This is a genomic window from Oceanobacillus caeni (assembly GCF_042678465.1).
In the GTDB taxonomy this organism is placed as follows: domain Bacteria; phylum Bacillota; class Bacilli; order Bacillales; family Amphibacillaceae; genus Oceanobacillus; species Oceanobacillus caeni.
This window is the reverse complement of sequence record NZ_JBHTKV010000019.1, coordinates 22,960-38,532: the sequence shown is the minus strand read 5'-3', so window position 1 is coordinate 38,532 and position 15,573 is coordinate 22,960. Positions and strand designations below refer to the sequence as shown.

30 protein-coding genes are annotated in these 15,573 nt (G+C 37.8%); all 30 read left to right on the top strand.

Annotation, left to right across the window (positions count from 1 at the left end):
- Positions 1-71 precede the first annotated feature (71 nt).
- The 30 genes from tuf to ACFQ18_RS13165 all read left to right on the top strand — a co-directional run bounded on the left by tuf (position 72) and on the right by ACFQ18_RS13165 (position 15,532).
- On the top strand, positions 72-1,262 hold the full coding sequence (gene tuf / locus ACFQ18_RS13310) for an elongation factor Tu (protein WP_047185905.1): 1,191 nt from the start codon (positions 72-74) through the stop codon (positions 1,260-1,262).
- Positions 1,263-1,609: 347 nt separating this feature from the next.
- The gene (gene rpsJ, locus ACFQ18_RS13305) at positions 1,610-1,918 is read left to right on the top strand and encodes a 30S ribosomal protein S10 (protein ID WP_047185904.1); all 309 of its coding nucleotides are present in this window, start codon (positions 1,610-1,612) and stop codon (positions 1,916-1,918) included.
- Between the two features lie 30 nt (positions 1,919-1,948).
- On the top strand, positions 1,949-2,578 hold the full coding sequence (rplC, locus tag ACFQ18_RS13300) for a 50S ribosomal protein L3 (RefSeq protein WP_047185903.1): 630 nt from the start codon (positions 1,949-1,951) through the stop codon (positions 2,576-2,578).
- A 24-nt stretch (positions 2,579-2,602) separates the two neighbouring features.
- Positions 2,603-3,226: a 50S ribosomal protein L4 gene (gene rplD / locus ACFQ18_RS13295; RefSeq protein WP_047185902.1), complete on the top strand. Its 624-nt coding sequence runs from the start codon at positions 2,603-2,605 to the stop codon at positions 3,224-3,226.
- The gene (rplW, locus tag ACFQ18_RS13290; RefSeq protein ID WP_047185901.1) at positions 3,226-3,513 is read left to right on the top strand and encodes a 50S ribosomal protein L23; all 288 of its coding nucleotides are present in this window, start codon (positions 3,226-3,228) and stop codon (positions 3,511-3,513) included. The genes rplD and rplW overlap by 1 nt, the downstream gene beginning before the upstream one ends.
- Before the next feature lie 30 nt (positions 3,514-3,543).
- Complete coding sequence (gene rplB / locus ACFQ18_RS13285; RefSeq protein WP_047185900.1) at positions 3,544-4,374, top strand: 50S ribosomal protein L2; 831 nt, start codon at positions 3,544-3,546, stop codon at positions 4,372-4,374.
- A 57-nt stretch (positions 4,375-4,431) separates the two neighbouring features.
- A complete protein-coding gene (gene rpsS, locus ACFQ18_RS13280; RefSeq protein WP_060668147.1) occupies positions 4,432-4,710 on the top strand; it encodes a 30S ribosomal protein S19 in 279 nt (92 codons plus the stop codon).
- Positions 4,711-4,729: 19 nt separating this feature from the next.
- On the top strand, positions 4,730-5,071 hold the full coding sequence (rplV, locus tag ACFQ18_RS13275; RefSeq protein ID WP_047185898.1) for a 50S ribosomal protein L22: 342 nt from the start codon (positions 4,730-4,732) through the stop codon (positions 5,069-5,071).
- Positions 5,072-5,074: 3 nt separating this feature from the next.
- Positions 5,075-5,716 carry a 30S ribosomal protein S3 gene (gene rpsC / locus ACFQ18_RS13270; protein WP_047185897.1) on the top strand — a complete coding sequence of 214 codons (642 nt, stop codon included), beginning with the start codon at positions 5,075-5,077 and terminating at the stop codon, positions 5,714-5,716.
- Positions 5,717-5,736: 20 nt separating this feature from the next.
- A complete protein-coding gene (rplP, locus tag ACFQ18_RS13265; protein ID WP_047185896.1) occupies positions 5,737-6,171 on the top strand; it encodes a 50S ribosomal protein L16 in 435 nt (144 codons plus the stop codon).
- On the top strand, positions 6,161-6,361 hold the full coding sequence (rpmC, locus tag ACFQ18_RS13260; RefSeq protein WP_047185895.1) for a 50S ribosomal protein L29: 201 nt from the start codon (positions 6,161-6,163) through the stop codon (positions 6,359-6,361). Before rplP ends, rpmC begins: the two co-directional genes overlap by 11 nt.
- Positions 6,362-6,386: 25 nt before the next feature.
- Positions 6,387-6,650: a 30S ribosomal protein S17 gene (rpsQ, locus tag ACFQ18_RS13255; protein ID WP_047185894.1), complete on the top strand. Its 264-nt coding sequence runs from the start codon at positions 6,387-6,389 to the stop codon at positions 6,648-6,650.
- Positions 6,651-6,692: 42 nt separating this feature from the next.
- Positions 6,693-7,061 carry a 50S ribosomal protein L14 gene (gene rplN / locus ACFQ18_RS13250; RefSeq protein ID WP_047185893.1) on the top strand — a complete coding sequence of 123 codons (369 nt, stop codon included), beginning with the start codon at positions 6,693-6,695 and terminating at the stop codon, positions 7,059-7,061.
- A gap of 35 nt (positions 7,062-7,096) precedes the next feature.
- The gene (rplX, locus tag ACFQ18_RS13245; RefSeq protein ID WP_060668146.1) at positions 7,097-7,408 is read left to right on the top strand and encodes a 50S ribosomal protein L24; all 312 of its coding nucleotides are present in this window, start codon (positions 7,097-7,099) and stop codon (positions 7,406-7,408) included.
- A 26-nt stretch (positions 7,409-7,434) separates the two neighbouring features.
- The gene (gene rplE, locus ACFQ18_RS13240; RefSeq protein WP_047185891.1) at positions 7,435-7,974 is read left to right on the top strand and encodes a 50S ribosomal protein L5; all 540 of its coding nucleotides are present in this window, start codon (positions 7,435-7,437) and stop codon (positions 7,972-7,974) included.
- Between the two features lie 30 nt (positions 7,975-8,004).
- The gene (locus ACFQ18_RS13235) at positions 8,005-8,190 is read left to right on the top strand and encodes a type Z 30S ribosomal protein S14 (RefSeq protein ID WP_047185890.1); all 186 of its coding nucleotides are present in this window, start codon (positions 8,005-8,007) and stop codon (positions 8,188-8,190) included.
- Positions 8,191-8,220: 30 nt separating this feature from the next.
- On the top strand, positions 8,221-8,619 hold the full coding sequence (rpsH, locus tag ACFQ18_RS13230) for a 30S ribosomal protein S8 (RefSeq protein WP_047185889.1): 399 nt from the start codon (positions 8,221-8,223) through the stop codon (positions 8,617-8,619).
- Between the two features lie 31 nt (positions 8,620-8,650).
- Positions 8,651-9,187 (top strand): 50S ribosomal protein L6, encoded by a 537-nt coding sequence (gene rplF / locus ACFQ18_RS13225; protein WP_047185888.1) that lies wholly within the window; start codon positions 8,651-8,653, stop codon positions 9,185-9,187.
- Positions 9,188-9,218: 31 nt separating this feature from the next.
- Positions 9,219-9,581 (top strand): 50S ribosomal protein L18, encoded by a 363-nt coding sequence (gene rplR / locus ACFQ18_RS13220; RefSeq protein ID WP_047185887.1) that lies wholly within the window; start codon positions 9,219-9,221, stop codon positions 9,579-9,581.
- 23 nt (positions 9,582-9,604) lie between these two features.
- Positions 9,605-10,108, top strand: a complete 504-nt coding sequence (gene rpsE / locus ACFQ18_RS13215) for a 30S ribosomal protein S5 (protein WP_047185886.1) — start codon at positions 9,605-9,607, stop codon at positions 10,106-10,108.
- Between the two features lie 16 nt (positions 10,109-10,124).
- Positions 10,125-10,307, top strand: coding sequence for a 50S ribosomal protein L30 (rpmD, locus tag ACFQ18_RS13210; RefSeq protein WP_047185885.1), 183 nt, complete (start codon positions 10,125-10,127; stop codon positions 10,305-10,307).
- 29 nt (positions 10,308-10,336) lie between these two features.
- Positions 10,337-10,777, top strand: coding sequence for a 50S ribosomal protein L15 (gene rplO, locus ACFQ18_RS13205; protein WP_047185884.1), 441 nt, complete (start codon positions 10,337-10,339; stop codon positions 10,775-10,777).
- Positions 10,777-12,069 (top strand): preprotein translocase subunit SecY, encoded by a 1,293-nt coding sequence (gene secY / locus ACFQ18_RS13200; RefSeq protein ID WP_060668145.1) that lies wholly within the window; start codon positions 10,777-10,779, stop codon positions 12,067-12,069. Before rplO ends, secY begins: the two co-directional genes overlap by 1 nt.
- 34 nt (positions 12,070-12,103) lie before the next feature.
- Positions 12,104-12,748 (top strand): adenylate kinase, encoded by a 645-nt coding sequence (locus ACFQ18_RS13195; RefSeq protein WP_047185882.1) that lies wholly within the window; start codon positions 12,104-12,106, stop codon positions 12,746-12,748.
- A gap of 170 nt (positions 12,749-12,918) precedes the next feature.
- On the top strand, positions 12,919-13,242 hold the full coding sequence (locus tag ACFQ18_RS13190; RefSeq protein WP_047185881.1) for a KOW domain-containing RNA-binding protein: 324 nt from the start codon (positions 12,919-12,921) through the stop codon (positions 13,240-13,242).
- On the top strand, positions 13,229-13,447 hold the full coding sequence (infA, locus tag ACFQ18_RS13185; RefSeq protein ID WP_010095735.1) for a translation initiation factor IF-1: 219 nt from the start codon (positions 13,229-13,231) through the stop codon (positions 13,445-13,447). The genes ACFQ18_RS13190 and infA overlap by 14 nt, the downstream gene beginning before the upstream one ends.
- A gap of 28 nt (positions 13,448-13,475) precedes the next feature.
- On the top strand, positions 13,476-13,589 hold the full coding sequence (gene rpmJ, locus ACFQ18_RS13180; RefSeq protein ID WP_010095733.1) for a 50S ribosomal protein L36: 114 nt from the start codon (positions 13,476-13,478) through the stop codon (positions 13,587-13,589).
- A gap of 20 nt (positions 13,590-13,609) precedes the next feature.
- Positions 13,610-13,975, top strand: coding sequence for a 30S ribosomal protein S13 (gene rpsM / locus ACFQ18_RS13175; protein ID WP_047185880.1), 366 nt, complete (start codon positions 13,610-13,612; stop codon positions 13,973-13,975).
- 19 nt (positions 13,976-13,994) lie between these two features.
- On the top strand, positions 13,995-14,384 hold the full coding sequence (gene rpsK / locus ACFQ18_RS13170) for a 30S ribosomal protein S11 (RefSeq protein ID WP_047185879.1): 390 nt from the start codon (positions 13,995-13,997) through the stop codon (positions 14,382-14,384).
- Between the two features lie 203 nt (positions 14,385-14,587).
- A complete protein-coding gene (locus ACFQ18_RS13165) occupies positions 14,588-15,532 on the top strand; it encodes a DNA-directed RNA polymerase subunit alpha (RefSeq protein WP_047185878.1) in 945 nt (314 codons plus the stop codon).
- The last annotated feature ends 41 nt before the right edge of the window (positions 15,533-15,573 follow it).

Below are 15,573 nucleotides of genomic sequence, written 5' to 3'. Positions count from 1 at the left end.
TTAATTATTATTTCTTAGTTACACATAAAAATTTAAAATATAATTTTTGTTACTTAAAGGAGGAACTATAAATGGCTAAAGAAAAATTTGACCGCTCTAAAAGTCACGTTAACGTTGGTACAATTGGACACGTTGACCATGGTAAAACTACTTTAACTGCTGCGATTACAACAGTAATGAATAAGAAAAACGGATCTGGTACTGCTATGGCGTACGATCAAATTGATGGTGCTCCAGAAGAAAAAGAACGTGGAATTACAATTGCAACTTCTCACGTTGAATATGAAACTGAAACTCGTCACTATGCACACGTAGACTGCCCAGGTCACGCTGACTATGTTAAAAACATGATCACTGGTGCTGCACAAATGGACGGAGCTATCTTAGTAGTATCTGCTGCTGATGGTCCAATGCCACAAACTCGTGAGCATATCCTACTTTCTCGTAACGTAGGTGTACCTTCAATCGTTGTATTCTTAAACAAAGTTGATATGGTAGACGATGAAGAATTACTAGAATTAGTAGAAATGGAAGTTCGTGATTTATTATCTGAATATGACTTCCCTGGTGATGATGTACCAGTTATTAGCGGTTCTGCGCTAAAAGCACTTGAAGGTGACGAAAAATACGAACAAGCAATTGTAGACCTAATGGCCGCAGTTGATGAATATGTTCCAACTCCAGAACGTGACAACGACAAACCGTTCATGATGCCAGTAGAGGATGTATTCTCAATCACTGGTCGTGGTACTGTTGCAACTGGTCGTGTTGAACGTGGACAAGTTAAAGTTGGGGACGAAGTTGAAATCATCGGTCTTAACGAAGAGTCTAGCAAAACTACAGTAACTGGTGTTGAAATGTTCCGTAAGCTTCTTGACTATGCTGAAGCTGGTGACAACATCGGTGCGCTACTTCGTGGTGTTGCTCGTGAAGATATCAACCGTGGACAAGTGCTTGCTAAACCAGGCTCAATCACTCCACATACTAACTTCAAAGCTGAAGTTTATGTTTTGTCAAAAGACGAAGGTGGACGTCACACTCCATTCTTCTCTAACTACCGTCCTCAGTTCTACTTCCGTACAACTGACGTAACAGGAGTTATTAATCTTCCTGAAGGAACTGAAATGGTAATGCCTGGAGATAACACTGAAATGACAGTTGAGCTTATCTCTCCAATCGCTATTGAAGAAGGTACTCGCTTCTCTATCCGTGAAGGTGGACGTACTGTTGGATCAGGTGTTGTAACAACAATCATTAAATAAATGCTTATTTTGAAACAGGTGACGCAATAATTGCGTTACCTGTTTTTTTATACCATTTATCATTGGGAGGAAATATCATGCTGCATTTTGTTTCCGAAATTAAAAAAATCCCATAATCACTTGCAATTGTTGATATGAGTATGTATAATACCTAGATGTGTGACCGAAAAAAAGCCTAAAAGTAATGGTTGCATTGGCCAATCGCTTTTGATATACTATTAATGTTGGTCATATAAAGTGATGATGTGAGAGGTTGTTGGCACGCCCGGCCCCTTTGCCATGGCTGGCTGTCAAGGAATTTTCACGGAGAATGTCTGTTATGATATGGGCGTAAAGGAGGGAAAATAATGGCAAAAGAGAAAATCAGAATCCGTTTAAAGGCATATGATCACCGTGTATTAGATCAATCTGCTGAAAAAATCGTAGACACAGCAAAACGTTCTGGAGCGAATGTATCTGGACCGATTCCATTGCCTACAGAAAAATCAGTTTATACAGTCTTACGTGCGGTTCATAAATATAAGGATTCACGTGAACAATTCGAAATGCGTACACATAAACGTCTAATCGATATTGTTGATCCAACACCAAAAACGGTTGATTCATTAATGAGACTTGACTTACCGTCTGGTGTGGACATTGAAATTAAATTATAAAACTAAGTTTAATTATAGGAGGTGTAACGGATGACGAAAGGAATCTTAGGTCGTAAAATTGGCATGACTCAACTATTTACGGAAAATGGTGAATTAGTACCAGTTACTGTTATTCAAGCTGAGCCAAACGTAGTTTTACAAAAGAAATCATTAGAAAACGACGGCTATGAGGCTCTACAAATCGGTTTTGCAGATAAAAAACAATCTCGCACAAAAAAACCAGAAGTAGGTCATGCTGAAAAAGCAAATACAGCCCCTAAGCGCTACGTTCGTGAATTCCGTAACGCAAATCTTGACGATTATGAAATAGGTCAAGAAATTAAGGTTGATGTTTTCGAAGCTGGAGAAAAAGTGGATGTAACAGGAACTTCTAAAGGTAAAGGATTCCAAGGTTCAATTAAACGTCACGGACAACAACGTGGACCAATGGGACACGGTTCGCACTATCACAGAGGACCAGGTTCTATGGGTGCGATTGATGCTATGCGTGTATTTAAAGGTAAAAAACTACCAGGACATATGGGATCTGAAAAAGTTACAATCCAAAACCTTGAAATTGTTAGTGTAGATGCTGAAAAAAATCTACTATTAATTAAAGGTAATGTTCCAGGTGCGAAAAAATCTTACGTTAAAATCACAAGTGCGATAAAAGGTAACTAATTACAGACGAAGGGAGGATATGTCATGCCTAAAGTAGCACTATTTAATCAAGATGGAAGTAATGCAGGAGAAGTTGAATTAAACGATGCGGTGTTCGGTATTGAACCTAATACTCATGTATTACACGAAGCAGTTGTAATGCAAAGAGCTTCTTTACGTCAAGGAACTCATAAAGTTAAAAATCGTTCAGAAGTTAGCGGCGGTGGACGTAAACCGTGGCGTCAAAAAGGAACTGGACGTGCTCGTCAAGGATCAATTCGATCTCCTCAATGGGTAGGCGGTGGAACTGTTTTCGGACCTACACCACGTAGCTATAGCTATAAACTACCGAAAAAGGTTCGTCGTTTAGCTCTTAGATCTGCATTATCTTCTAAGGTTAAAGAAGATAACTTAGTAGTTTTAGACGGTATCTCTATTGAAGCCCCTAAAACAAAAGAAGTTGTTAACATGTTAGAAGCATTAAAAGTAGCAGATAAAGCTTTAATCGTTACTGATAATAGAGATGAAGTTGTTGCTCGTTCAGCAAATAACCTACAATCTGTTAAGGTATTAACAGTAGAAGAATTAAATGTTTTAGACTTGCTTACGCATGACAAGCTAATCTTAACTAAAGATGCAGCTGTTAAAGCAGGGGAGGTGCTTGCATAATGAAAGATCCACGTGATATTATTAAGCGCCCTGTCATTACAGAGCATTCCGCAGATTTAATGGGAGAAAAAAAATACACTTTTGAAGTATCCACTAAAGCAAATAAAACTGAAATTAAAGATGCCGTAGAATCTATCTTTGGTGTCAAAGTAATTAAAGTTAACACATTAAACCTTAAAGGTAAGTTTAAACGTATGGGACGTTATGGCGGATTTCGCCCAAATCGTAAGAAAGCTATCGTTCAACTATCAGAAGATAGTAAAGAACTAGATTTCTTTGAAGCTTAATAAGTAAATTAAGAGAAGGAGGGAAACAAGATGGCGATTAAAAAATACAGACCGACTTCTAACGGTCGTCGTAATATGTCTGTTTCTGATTTTGCAGAAATCACAACAGACCAACCAGAAAAATCCCTACTAGCTCCGTTATATAAACGTGGTGGTCGTAATAACCAAGGGAAATTAACGGTTCGTCATCAAGGCGGTGGACATAAACGTCAATATCGTGTTATTGACTTCAAACGCAACAAAGATGGAATACCAGGACGTGTTGCTACGATTGAATATGATCCAAACCGTACTGCTAATATTGCATTAATCCATTATGTTGATGGAGAAAAACGTTATATTTTAGCACCAAAAGGACTTAAAGTAGGCCAAGAGGTTGAATCAGGAGAAAATGCTGACATTAAAGTTGGTAATGCACTTCCTTTAGAAAATATCCCCGTTGGTACTATCATTCATAATGTTGAATTGAAGCCAGGAAACGGTGGTCAACTTGCTCGTTCGGCTGGTACTGAGGCTCAAATTCTAGGACGTGAAGGTAAATACACACTAGTTCGTTTAGCATCTGGTGAATCTCGTCTTATCTTAAGTACATGCCGCGCAACTGTTGGTCAAGTAGGAAATGTCGAACATGAATTGATTAGAGTCGGTAAAGCGGGACGTTCTCGCTGGTTAGGTAAACGCCCAACTGTTCGTGGATCTGTAATGAACCCGAATGATCACCCACATGGTGGTGGTGAAGGACGTGCACCAATCGGACGTAAATCACCGATGTCTCCTTGGGGCAAACCAACACTTGGTTACAAAACTCGTAAACGTAACAAACCGTCTGATAAATATATTGTTCGTAAACGTAAAAAATAAACGAAATCACAGACGGGAAATATCACCCGTCTTTCAATTGCGGAAGGAGGTTTATCCATGGGTCGTAGTTTAAAAAAGGGACCTTTTGCAGATGACCATTTATTAAAAAAGATTGATACATTGAACGAAACTGATAAAAAACAAGTTGTTAAAACTTGGTCGCGTCGTTCAACAATCTTCCCACAATTTATCGGTCATACAATCGCAGTTTATGATGGACGTAAACACGTTCCTGTATACATTACCGAAGATATGGTCGGACATAAATTAGGTGAATTCGTGCCAACTCGTACTTATAAAGGGCATGCTGGCGATGATAGGAAAACAAAACGTTAATGAGAGGAGGCGTTAATGCATGCAAGCTAAAGCCGTTGCAAAAACAGTTCGTATTGCTCCTCGTAAAGTTCGTTTAGTTGTTGATCTAATTCGAGGAAAAAACGTTGGTGAAGCAGTTGCGATTTTAAAACATACACAACGTGGTGCTTCTCCAGTAGTAGAAAAAGTATTAAAATCTGCTATTGCTAATGCAGAACACAACTATGAAATGGACACTGATAACTTAGTAGTATCAGAAGCTTATGTAAATGAAGGTCCAACATTGAAACGTTTCCGTCCACGTGCACAAGGACGCGCAAGCAGAATAAATAAACGCACAAGCCACATTACAGTGGTTGTAACAGAAAAGAAGGAGGGATAGTTAGTGGGTCAAAAAGTACATCCAACCGGTCTTCGTGTGGGAATTATTAAAGACTGGGAATCAAAATGGTATGCTGGAAAAGACTATGCAGACTTATTACATGAAGATATCAAGATTAGAGAATATCTTGAAAATCGCCTAAAGATTGCTGCTGTTTCTTCTATTGAAATCGAACGTGCGGCAAATCGTGTAAATATTACTATTCATACAGGTAAACCTGGTATGGTAATTGGTAAAGGCGGATCTGAAGTAGAAGCTCTACGTAAATCTTTAAATGCACTAACTGGTAAAAGAGTACACATCAACATTGTGGAAGTTAAAAAAGTTGATATTAACGCTAAATTAGTAGCTGATAATATTGCACGTCAATTAGAAAATCGTATCTCATTCCGTCGTGCTCAAAAACAAGCGATTCAACGTGCTATGCGTGGTGGCGCATTAGGAATTAAAACACAAGTATCTGGTCGTCTTGGAGGAGCGGATATCGCTCGTGCGGAACATTATAGTGAAGGAACGGTACCATTACACACTCTACGTGCTGACATTGACTATGGCACTGCAGAAGCTGACACTACTTATGGTAAGCTAGGTGTTAAAGTGTGGATTTATCGTGGTGAAGTCCTTCCAACTAAAAAAGAAAAATAAAGGAAGGGGGCAATTGCATTATGTTAATGCCTAAACGTGTAAAACATCGTAAGCAACATCGTGCTAAATTAACTGGCCAAGCTAAAGGTGGTACTTCCGTAGCGTTTGGTGAGTATGGTTTACAAGCAGTTGAACCTGCTAGAATTACAAGTCGTCAAATCGAGGCTGCTCGTATTGCGATGACTCGTTATATGAAACGTGGCGGTAAAGTTTGGATTAAAATATTCCCAGACAAACCGTATACTAAAAAACCTTTAGAAGTACGTATGGGTTCCGGTAAAGGTGCTCCTGAAGGATGGGTGGCTATCGTTAAGCCAGGAAAAATTATGTTTGAAATCGCTGGTGTATCTGAAGAGGTTGCACGTGAAGCACTGCGTCTTGCTTCTCATAAACTACCGATTAAAACTAAATTTGTAAAACGTGAAGAAATTGGTGGTGAAAACAATGAAGGCTAATGAAATTAGAGATCTAACCACTGCCGAAATTGAACAAAAAGTAAAATCATTAAAAGAAGAACTATTTAATTTACGTTTCCAACTTGCAACTGGACAATTGGAAAACACAGCACGTATTCGTGAAGTAAGAAAAGCAATTGCAAGAATGAAAACAGTCATTCGCCAACGTGAATTAAACGTTAATAACTGATTAACTGAGAGGAGGTTAGCCTCAAATGTCTGAACGTAATAATCGTAAAGTTTACACTGGTCGTGTTGTATCCGATAAAATGGATAAAACTATCACAGTATTAGTAGAAACTTATAAAAACCATAAATTATATGGTAAACGTGTGAAATATTCTAAGAAATTTAAAGCACATGATGAGAATAACCAAGCTAAAGTTGGAGATATCGTTCAAATCATGGAAACTCGTCCACTTTCAGCTACTAAACGTTTCCGTCTAGTCGAAGTTGTGGAAGAAGCTGTAATTATATAATAAGTCGGATCTTAAAAAAATCCGAAGGGAGGTCACAGTGTTATGATTCAACAAGAAACTCGTTTAAAAGTTGCAGATAACTCTGGTGCTCGTGAATTGTTAACCATTAAAGTATTAGGTGGCTCAGGTCGTAAAACGGCTAACATCGGTGATATTGTTGTTTGTTCAGTAAAACAGGCAACACCAGGCGGCGTTGTCAAAAAAGGTGACGTAGTAAAAGCTGTTATCGTACGTAGCAAATCTGGTGCTCGCCGAAAAGATGGATCATATATTCGTTTTGATGAAAATGCCGCAGTAATTGTACGTGACGATAAAAGTCCTAGAGGAACTCGTATCTTTGGACCTGTTGCACGTGAATTACGTGATGCTAAATTCATGAAAATCGTATCTCTAGCTCCAGAAGTTCTATAAGATCGTAAACTTAGTGTCAAGGAGGTGCGTAAAGCATGCATGTAAAAAAAGGTGATAAAGTTAAAGTATTGTCTGGTAAAGATCGTGGTAAAGAAGGCGTAATATTAGAAGCATTCCCTAAAAAGGAACGTGTACTAGTAGAAGGCGTAAATATGATTAAAAAACACGCAAAACCTTCTCAAGAAAATCCACAAGGTGGAATTTTAAACATTGAAGCACCTATCCATGTTTCTAATGTAATGCCAATCGATCCAAAGACTGGTGAACCAACTCGCGTAGGATATGAATTACGTGATGGAAAAAAAGTACGTATCGCTAAAAAATCCGGTGAAGTTTTAGATAAATAATTCGCTGCAGGAAGGAGGGCGACATGATGAATCAATTACAAGAAAAATACAAAGATGAAATTGTACCATCTTTAATGAATAAATTTAATTACAATTCAGTAATGCAAGTGCCTAAAGTAGAAAAGATTGTTATCAATATGGGTGTTGGTGACGCTGTTCAAAACTCTAAAGCATTAGATAGTGCAGTTGAGGAATTATCTCTAATTTCTGGTCAAAAACCACTTATTACTCGTGCTAAGAAATCAATCGCTGGTTTCCGTCTACGTGAAGGTATGCCTATCGGCGCTAAGGTAACACTTCGCGGAGAACGCATGTACGAATTCCTACAAAAACTTATTTCAGTATCACTTCCACGTGTACGTGACTTCCGTGGAATCTCTAAAAAGGCTTTTGATGGTCGTGGTAACTATACATTGGGTGTTAAAGAACAACTAATTTTCCCAGAAATTAACTATGATAAGGTAAATAAAGTTCGTGGTATGGATATCGTTATTGTTACAACATCTAACACTGACGAAGAAGCTCGTGAACTTTTGGCTGGGCTAGGCATGCCTTTCCAAAAATAAGCTAAAGAGCTAACACAAGGAGGGAAAATTGTGGCTAAAAAATCAATGGTTGCGAAACAAAAACGTCCACAAAAATATCAAGTTCGTGAATATACACGTTGTGAACGTTGCGGTCGTCCACATTCAGTAATTCGTAAATTTAAACTTTGCCGTATTTGTTTCCGTGAACTTGCCTATAAAGGTCAAATTCCTGGTGTCAAAAAAGCAAGTTGGTAATCCCCGATTCGGGAAGGAGGTATTTTAGTAATGACTATGACAGATCCAATTGCAGACATGCTTACTCGTATTCGTAATGCAAACATGGTTAAACATGAAAAATTAGAACTACCATCTTCAAAAATTAAAGCTGAAATAGCGGATATTCTTAAACGTGAAGGATTCGTTAAAGATTATGAAGTAATTGAAGATAACAAACAAGGTGTTCTACGTATTTTCCTTAAGTACGGTCAAAATGAAGAAAAGGTTATTACTGGTATTAAACGTATCAGTAAGCCAGGATTACGTGTATATGCTAAAGCTAGCGAAGTACCTCGCGTACTAAACGGCCTTGGAATTGCTATTGTCTCCACTTCTAAAGGAGTGCTTTCTGATAAAGAAGCACGTTCTCAAGCAGTAGGCGGCGAAGTATTAGCATATGTTTGGTAATTAATATTTTTAATTAGAGGAGGTGCCATGAATGTCTCGTATAGGACTTAAGCCAATTGAAATCCCTGAAGGTGTAGAAGTAAAACAAGATGGGAATACAATTACTGTTAAAGGCCCTAAAGGAACTTTGACACTAGATATACATCATGATATGAAGATTAATATAGATGGTAATGTTCTTACTGTTGAACGCCCAAGTGATCATAAAGAACATCGCACACTACACGGTACTACTCGAAGCAACATCGCTAACATGGTTGAAGGAGTAAGTAAAGGTTTTGAGAAATCTCTTGAAATCATTGGTGTTGGTTACCGTGTTCAAAAACAAGGAAATAAAGTTGTTATTAATGCAGGTTATTCTCACCCAGTTGAAATCGAAAAAATCGAAGGAATCGAAATCGATGTACCGAAGAATACCGAAGTTGTTGTAAAAGGTATTGATAAACAACTAGTTGGTGCTGTTGCAGCTAACATCAGAGCGATCAGACCACCTGAACCATACAAGGGTAAAGGTATTCGCTATGCTGGTGAATATGTACGCCGTAAAGAAGGTAAAACTGCTAAGTAATAAAGGTTAAGAGCAGAAAGGAGTGACGTAAATGATCACAAAACCTGACAAAAATGTTATACGTAAAAGAAGACATAACCGTGTACGTAGAAATTTAGCTGGTACAATGGAACGTCCTCGTTTAAACGTTTATCGCTCAAATAAGCATATCTATGCTCAATTAATAGATGATATGACTGGAGTAACAGTTGCAAGTGCTTCTACTAAAGATAAAGAAGTTAATCTTGAATCTACGTCAAATACCGATGCAGCTAAAGTAGTCGGAGAACTAATTGCAAAACGAGCTCAAGATAAAGGATTTAAATCTGTTGTATTTGATCGCGGAGGATACCTTTATCATGGACGTGTAAAAGCATTAGCTGATTCAGCTCGTGAAGCAGGATTAGAATTCTAAAGGAAGAAGGAGGGAAATCTAGGATGAATACAAGTATCGATCCGAATAAACTTGATCTTGAAGAACGTGTTGTTGCGGTAAACCGTGTTTCGAAAGTTGTAAAAGGTGGACGTCGTATGCGTTTCGCGGCAATCGTTGTAGTCGGAGATAAAAACGGTCATGTAGGTTTTGGTACAGGTAAAGCTCAAGAAGTACCAGAAGCTATTAAAAAAGCAGTCGATGACGCTAAGAAAAACTTAATCACTGTGCCTTTAGTTGGAACTAGTATCCCACACGAAGTATATGGTAGATATGGTTCTGGTAAAGTATTGATGAAGCCAGCACTTGAAGGTACTGGAGTTATCTCTGGTGGCCCAGTCCGTGCGGTCTTAGAGTTAGCTGGTGTAGGTGATATTTTAACTAAATCCTTAGGCTCTAATACACCAATCAATATGATTCGTGCTACTATGGATGGTTTAACTCAACTTAAACGTGCTGCAGATGTTGCTAAATTGCGCGGTAAGTCCATAGAAGAACTGTTAGGATAATAAGGAGGGAAATACTATGTCTAAAAAATTAGAGATCACCCTCACACGGAGTGTTATAGGTAGAAAAGAAAAACAGGTTAAAACTGTTGAAGCATTAGGACTTAAAAAGATTAGTCAATCCGTAGTTCTTGAAGATACTCCATCCGTACGCGGTATGATCAATAGAGTATCTCATCTTGTAGCGGTAAAAGAAGTTTAATAACATAAGTGTAAAGAGGAGGTGCTCGCATGAAACTACATGAATTAAAAGCAACTGAAGGATCACGTAAAGACAGAAATCGTGTTGGTCGTGGAACTTCTTCAGGAAATGGTAAAACTTCTGGTAGAGGACATAAAGGTCAAAAAGCACGTTCTGGCGGCGGTGTTCGCCCAGGATTCGAAGGTGGACAAATGCCTTTATTTCAACGTTTACCAAAACGTGGTTTTACTAATATTAATCGTAAAGAATATACAATAGTTAATTTAGAAACTTTAAATCGCTTTGAAGAAGGAACAGAAATTACTCCAGAGCTATTACTAGAAGAAGGTATCGTAAGCAAACTAAATGCAGGTATTAAAGTACTTGGAAAAGGCGCTATCGAAAAGAATCTAACAGTAAAAGCTCATAAGTTCTCTACTTCTGCAAAGGAAGCAATTGAGGCAGCGGGCGGTAAAACTGAGGTGATTTAATGTTTCGTACATTCTCCAATTTATGGCGCGTTGCTGATATCAGACGGAAAATAATTTTCACTCTACTTATGTTAATTGTCTTCCGTCTAGGTACATTTATACCAGTACCATTTACAAACAATGATGCTATTGACTTTATGAACAATCAGCAAAATGTATTTGGATTTCTAAATACATTCGGTGGTGGGGCTTTACAAAACTTCTCCATTTTTGCAATGGGAATTATGCCTTACATTACTGCATCCATCATTATGCAATTATTGCAGATGGATATTGTTCCTAAGTTTACTGAATGGAAAAAACAAGGTGAAATGGGACGCAAAAAGCTTGCTCAATTCACCCGATATTTCACAATCGTGCTAGCATTTATCCAGGCTATTGCAATGTCTATAGGATTTAATGCATTAGCTGGAGGAATGTTAATTGAAAATCCTAACTTTGCGAAGTTCTTAGTAATTGCTATAGTTTTAACTGCTGGTACTGCATTCTTGATGTGGGTAGGAGAACAGATTACTGAACATGGTGTTGGCAATGGGATCTCTATCATCATTTTTGCGGGTATTGTTGCGGCAGTACCAAATGGTGTGGCACAGTTGTATAGCCAGTATTTTATTAATCCTGGTGATCAATTGTTTATCAATATTGTTATTGTTGCTTTAATTGCCCTGGTTGCTTTGGCCGTAATAGTTGGCGTTATTTTTGTTAACGAGGCATTAAGAAAAATACCAGTCCAATATGCAAAAAAAATGGTAAATCGTTCTACGGTTGGTGGCCAATCAACTCATCTACCAATAAAAGTAAATGCAGCTGGTGTTATTCCTGTAATATTTTCTGTTGCATTTATTATTGCGCCACGTACGATTGCTAGTTTCTTTGATGGAAAGGTTGCAGCAACAATTACACAGATATTTGATTATACACAACCTATTGGTATGGTAATCTATATTGCGTTAATTATAGCTTTCTCATATTTCTATACATTTGTTCAAGTGAATCCAGAGCAAATGGCAGAAAACTTACAAAAGCAAGGTGGATACATTCCTGGTATTAGGCCCGGGAAGAATACAGAGACATATTTGACAAGAGTAATTAATAGACTAACTTTTGTTGGTTCTATTTTCTTAGCTGTTGTTGCTGTCTTACCTATGGTTTTAGGTAGTCTTGCTAATCTACCTACCGCAGTACAAATTGGCGGCACAAGTTTACTAATCGTTGTAGGTGTTGCGTTACAAACGATGAAACAATTAGAAGGTCAGTTAGTGAAACGTCACTACAAGGGATTTATTAAGTAATTTCCTGCTGCCAACAAAGAGCGAGGGGAAAACGATGAACTTAATATTAATGGGTTTACCTGGTGCAGGTAAAGGTACACAGGCAGACAAAATTAATAATAAATATAACATCCCTCATATATCTACAGGGGATATGTTTCGTCTAGCTATTAAAGAAGGAACAGAACTCGGGAAAAGAGCTAAAGAATTCATGGATCAAGGTGAGCTTGTTCCCGATGAAGTTACAGTTGGAATAGTAAAAGAACGTTTAAGTAAAGACGATTGTAAAAACGGCTTTTTACTGGATGGTTTTCCAAGAACAATTGCACAGGCAGAGGCTTTGCAACAACTTCTAAGTGAATTAGGTTTATCACTTGATCATGTTATTCATGTAGATGTACCGGAAGAAAAATTAGTGGAGCGTCTTACTGGTCGTAGAATTTGTCCAACTTGTGGAACAGCTTATCATGTTTTATTTAATCCTCCGAAAGTTGAAGGGATTTGTGACAAAGATGGTTCACATTTAGTTCAACGGGACGATGACACAGCTGAAACGGTCAAAAAACGTTTATCAGTTAATATAGAGCAAACTCAACCATTACTTGATTTTTATGAATCAGAAGGGTATCTTGTTAAAGTAAATGGAGATCAAGAGATAGATAAAGTCTTCCAAGATATTCAAGAATTCCTTGAAAAGTAATTCCGAAATTTAACGGTTCTCACCGAACAGATGCATTTCTCTTTGGTAATCGTTATAATAAATATGATAGTTTGGGAAAACTCATGTACACCTTTTTTATAAAGTGACACTATTTATAATTTACCTTTATTGGTGACAAACAAACTATAGCCTAAGTGCAGGTGATCTTGTTGAACGAAGGTGCTAAGGGCGCGTTAGGTCAGGTTGTTCGTGTTTTGCAAGGACGTGAAGCAGGCCAGTATATGATTGTTATTGAACAAGTAGATGATCGTTATGTCTTGCTAGCAGATGGGGAGAAACGCAAAACAAATCGACCAAAGAAAAAGAATCTGCATCACATTGAGATGACGGATTATGTTTCTCCTGAAGTCCAAAACAGCCTTCTAGAAACTGGTCGTGTCACAAATGGGAAATTGCGATTTGCCATATCAAAGTTTATAAATGAGATTGTGACTGAACTTGAGAAGGGAGATCTACACGATGGCGAAAGATGATGTAATTGAAGTCGAAGGTACCGTGACCGAGACATTGCCTAATGCAATGTTTAATGTAGAGCTTGAAAATGGCCATACTGTATTGGCTCACGTTTCTGGTAAAATTCGCATGCATTTTATTCGTATTTTACCAGGAGATAAAGTGACGGTTGAACTTTCTCCATATGATTTAACAAGAGGACGAATTACGTACCGTTATAAATAGACTCTCCATATAAAAGGAGGAATAACTTATGAAAGTAAGAGCATCTGTTAAACCAATATGCGAAAAATGTAAAGTTATTAAACGCAAAGGCAAAGTAATGGTCATTTGCGAAAATCCGAAGCATAAACAAAAACAAGGTTAATAAGGAGGTGCTATCCATACATGGCACGTATTGCAGGTATTGATATTCCACGTGAAAAACGTGTAGTAATTTCATTAACATATATTTATGGAATCGGCAAAAAGACTGCACAGAAAATCCTTAAAGAGGCTGGCGTTTCTGAAGACACTCGTGTGCGTGATTTAACAGAAGACGAATTAGCAAATATTCGTAAAGCTGTAGATGCATATACTATCGAGGGTGATCTACGTCGTGAAATTTCATTAAACATTAAGCGTCTAATGGAAATTGGTTCTTACAGAGGATTACGTCATCGTCGAGGATTACCAGTTCGTGGACAAAATACAAAGAATAATTCACGTACTCGTAAAGGCCCACGTAAAACGATGGCTAATAAGAAAAAATAAGTAAAGGAGGTTCACATAAATGGCACGTAAAACAAATACTCGTAAACGTCGTGTGAAAAAGAATGTTGAATCAGGTGTAGCACATATTCGTTCAACGTTTAACAACACTATTGTTACTATTACGGACAAACAAGGGAACGCAATTGGCTGGAGTTCTGCAGGTGCATTAGGCTTTAAAGGTTCTCGTAAATCTACTCCATTTGCTGCACAAATGGCTGCTGAAACTGCTGCTAAATCTGCAATTGAAAATGGAATGAAAAACTTAGAAGTAACTGTTAAAGGTCCAGGAGCTGGACGTGAAGCTGCAATTCGTTCACTTCAAGCAGCTGGTTTAGAAGTTACAGCAATTGTAGATGTAACACCAGTTCCTCATAACGGTTGTCGCCCACCAAAACGTCGTCGTGTTTAATTTTACCGTATAGAATTTGTCACCCTGTCAATAATGGGTTATGATAGCTAAAATGTCGGTGATTATGGTCACTATTACAGCATCGATGATAAACCAGTACGTAAAATAATAAGGTAGTGCAGAAACGCCAACTGCCTTTGGGGAATTTCGGTTAGACTTTTGTCTAGCCGGGGTTTCGACGTTTTAAAGGAGGGTTTTATTTAATGATCGAAATTGAAAAACCAAAAATTGAAACGGTTGAAGTTAGTGATGATGCTACATTCGGCAAATTCGTGGTTGAACCGCTTGAGCGTGGATATGGTGCCACTCTAGGAAACTCCTTGCGTCGTATCCTTCTATCCTCACTTCCAGGTGCTGCAGTTACATCCGTTCAAATCGACGGAGCAATGCATGAGTTTTCTGCGATTGATGGAGTAGTAGAGGATGTAACACAAATAGTTTTGAATCTAAAAAACTTAGCTTTAAAAATCTATTCGGATGAACCTAAAACATTAGAACTTGATGTTCAAGGTGAAGGACAAGTAACTGCACGGGATCTTACTTATGATAGTGATGTGGAAGTTTTAAATCCAGATCTTCATATAGCTACCTTAAACAGTAAGGGTAACTTGCATATGAAAATTACGGCAGAAACTGGACGTGGTTATCGTCAAGCTGAAGAAAATAAACGTGATGATCAAGCAATTGGTGTAATTCCAATTGACTCCATCTTCACTCCTGTATCACGTGTATCTTACCAAGTTGAGAACACACGTGTAGGACAAGACGCTAACTTTGATAAGTTAACATTAGATATTTCAACTAATGGAAGCATTCGTCCAGAAGAAGCTATTTCTTTAGCTGCAAAAATAATTACGGAGCATTTTAATATTTTTGTTAGCCTAACAGATGAAGCTCAAAATGCTGAAATTATGGTTGAAAAAGAAGAAGACCAAAAAGAAAAAGTAATGGAAATGACAATTGAAGAATTGGATCTTTCCGTTCGATCTTATAATTGCTTAAAACGTGCTGGAATTAATACTGTTCAAGAGCTTACAAACAAATCTGAAGAGGATATGATGAAAGTACGTAACTTAGGACGTAAATCTTTAGAAGAAGTTAAGCTTAAACTAAATGATCTTGGTTTAGGTTTACGTGAAGACGACTGATACTTACAGTCACCTAGAGTTTCAAAAAAGGGAGGGTTATA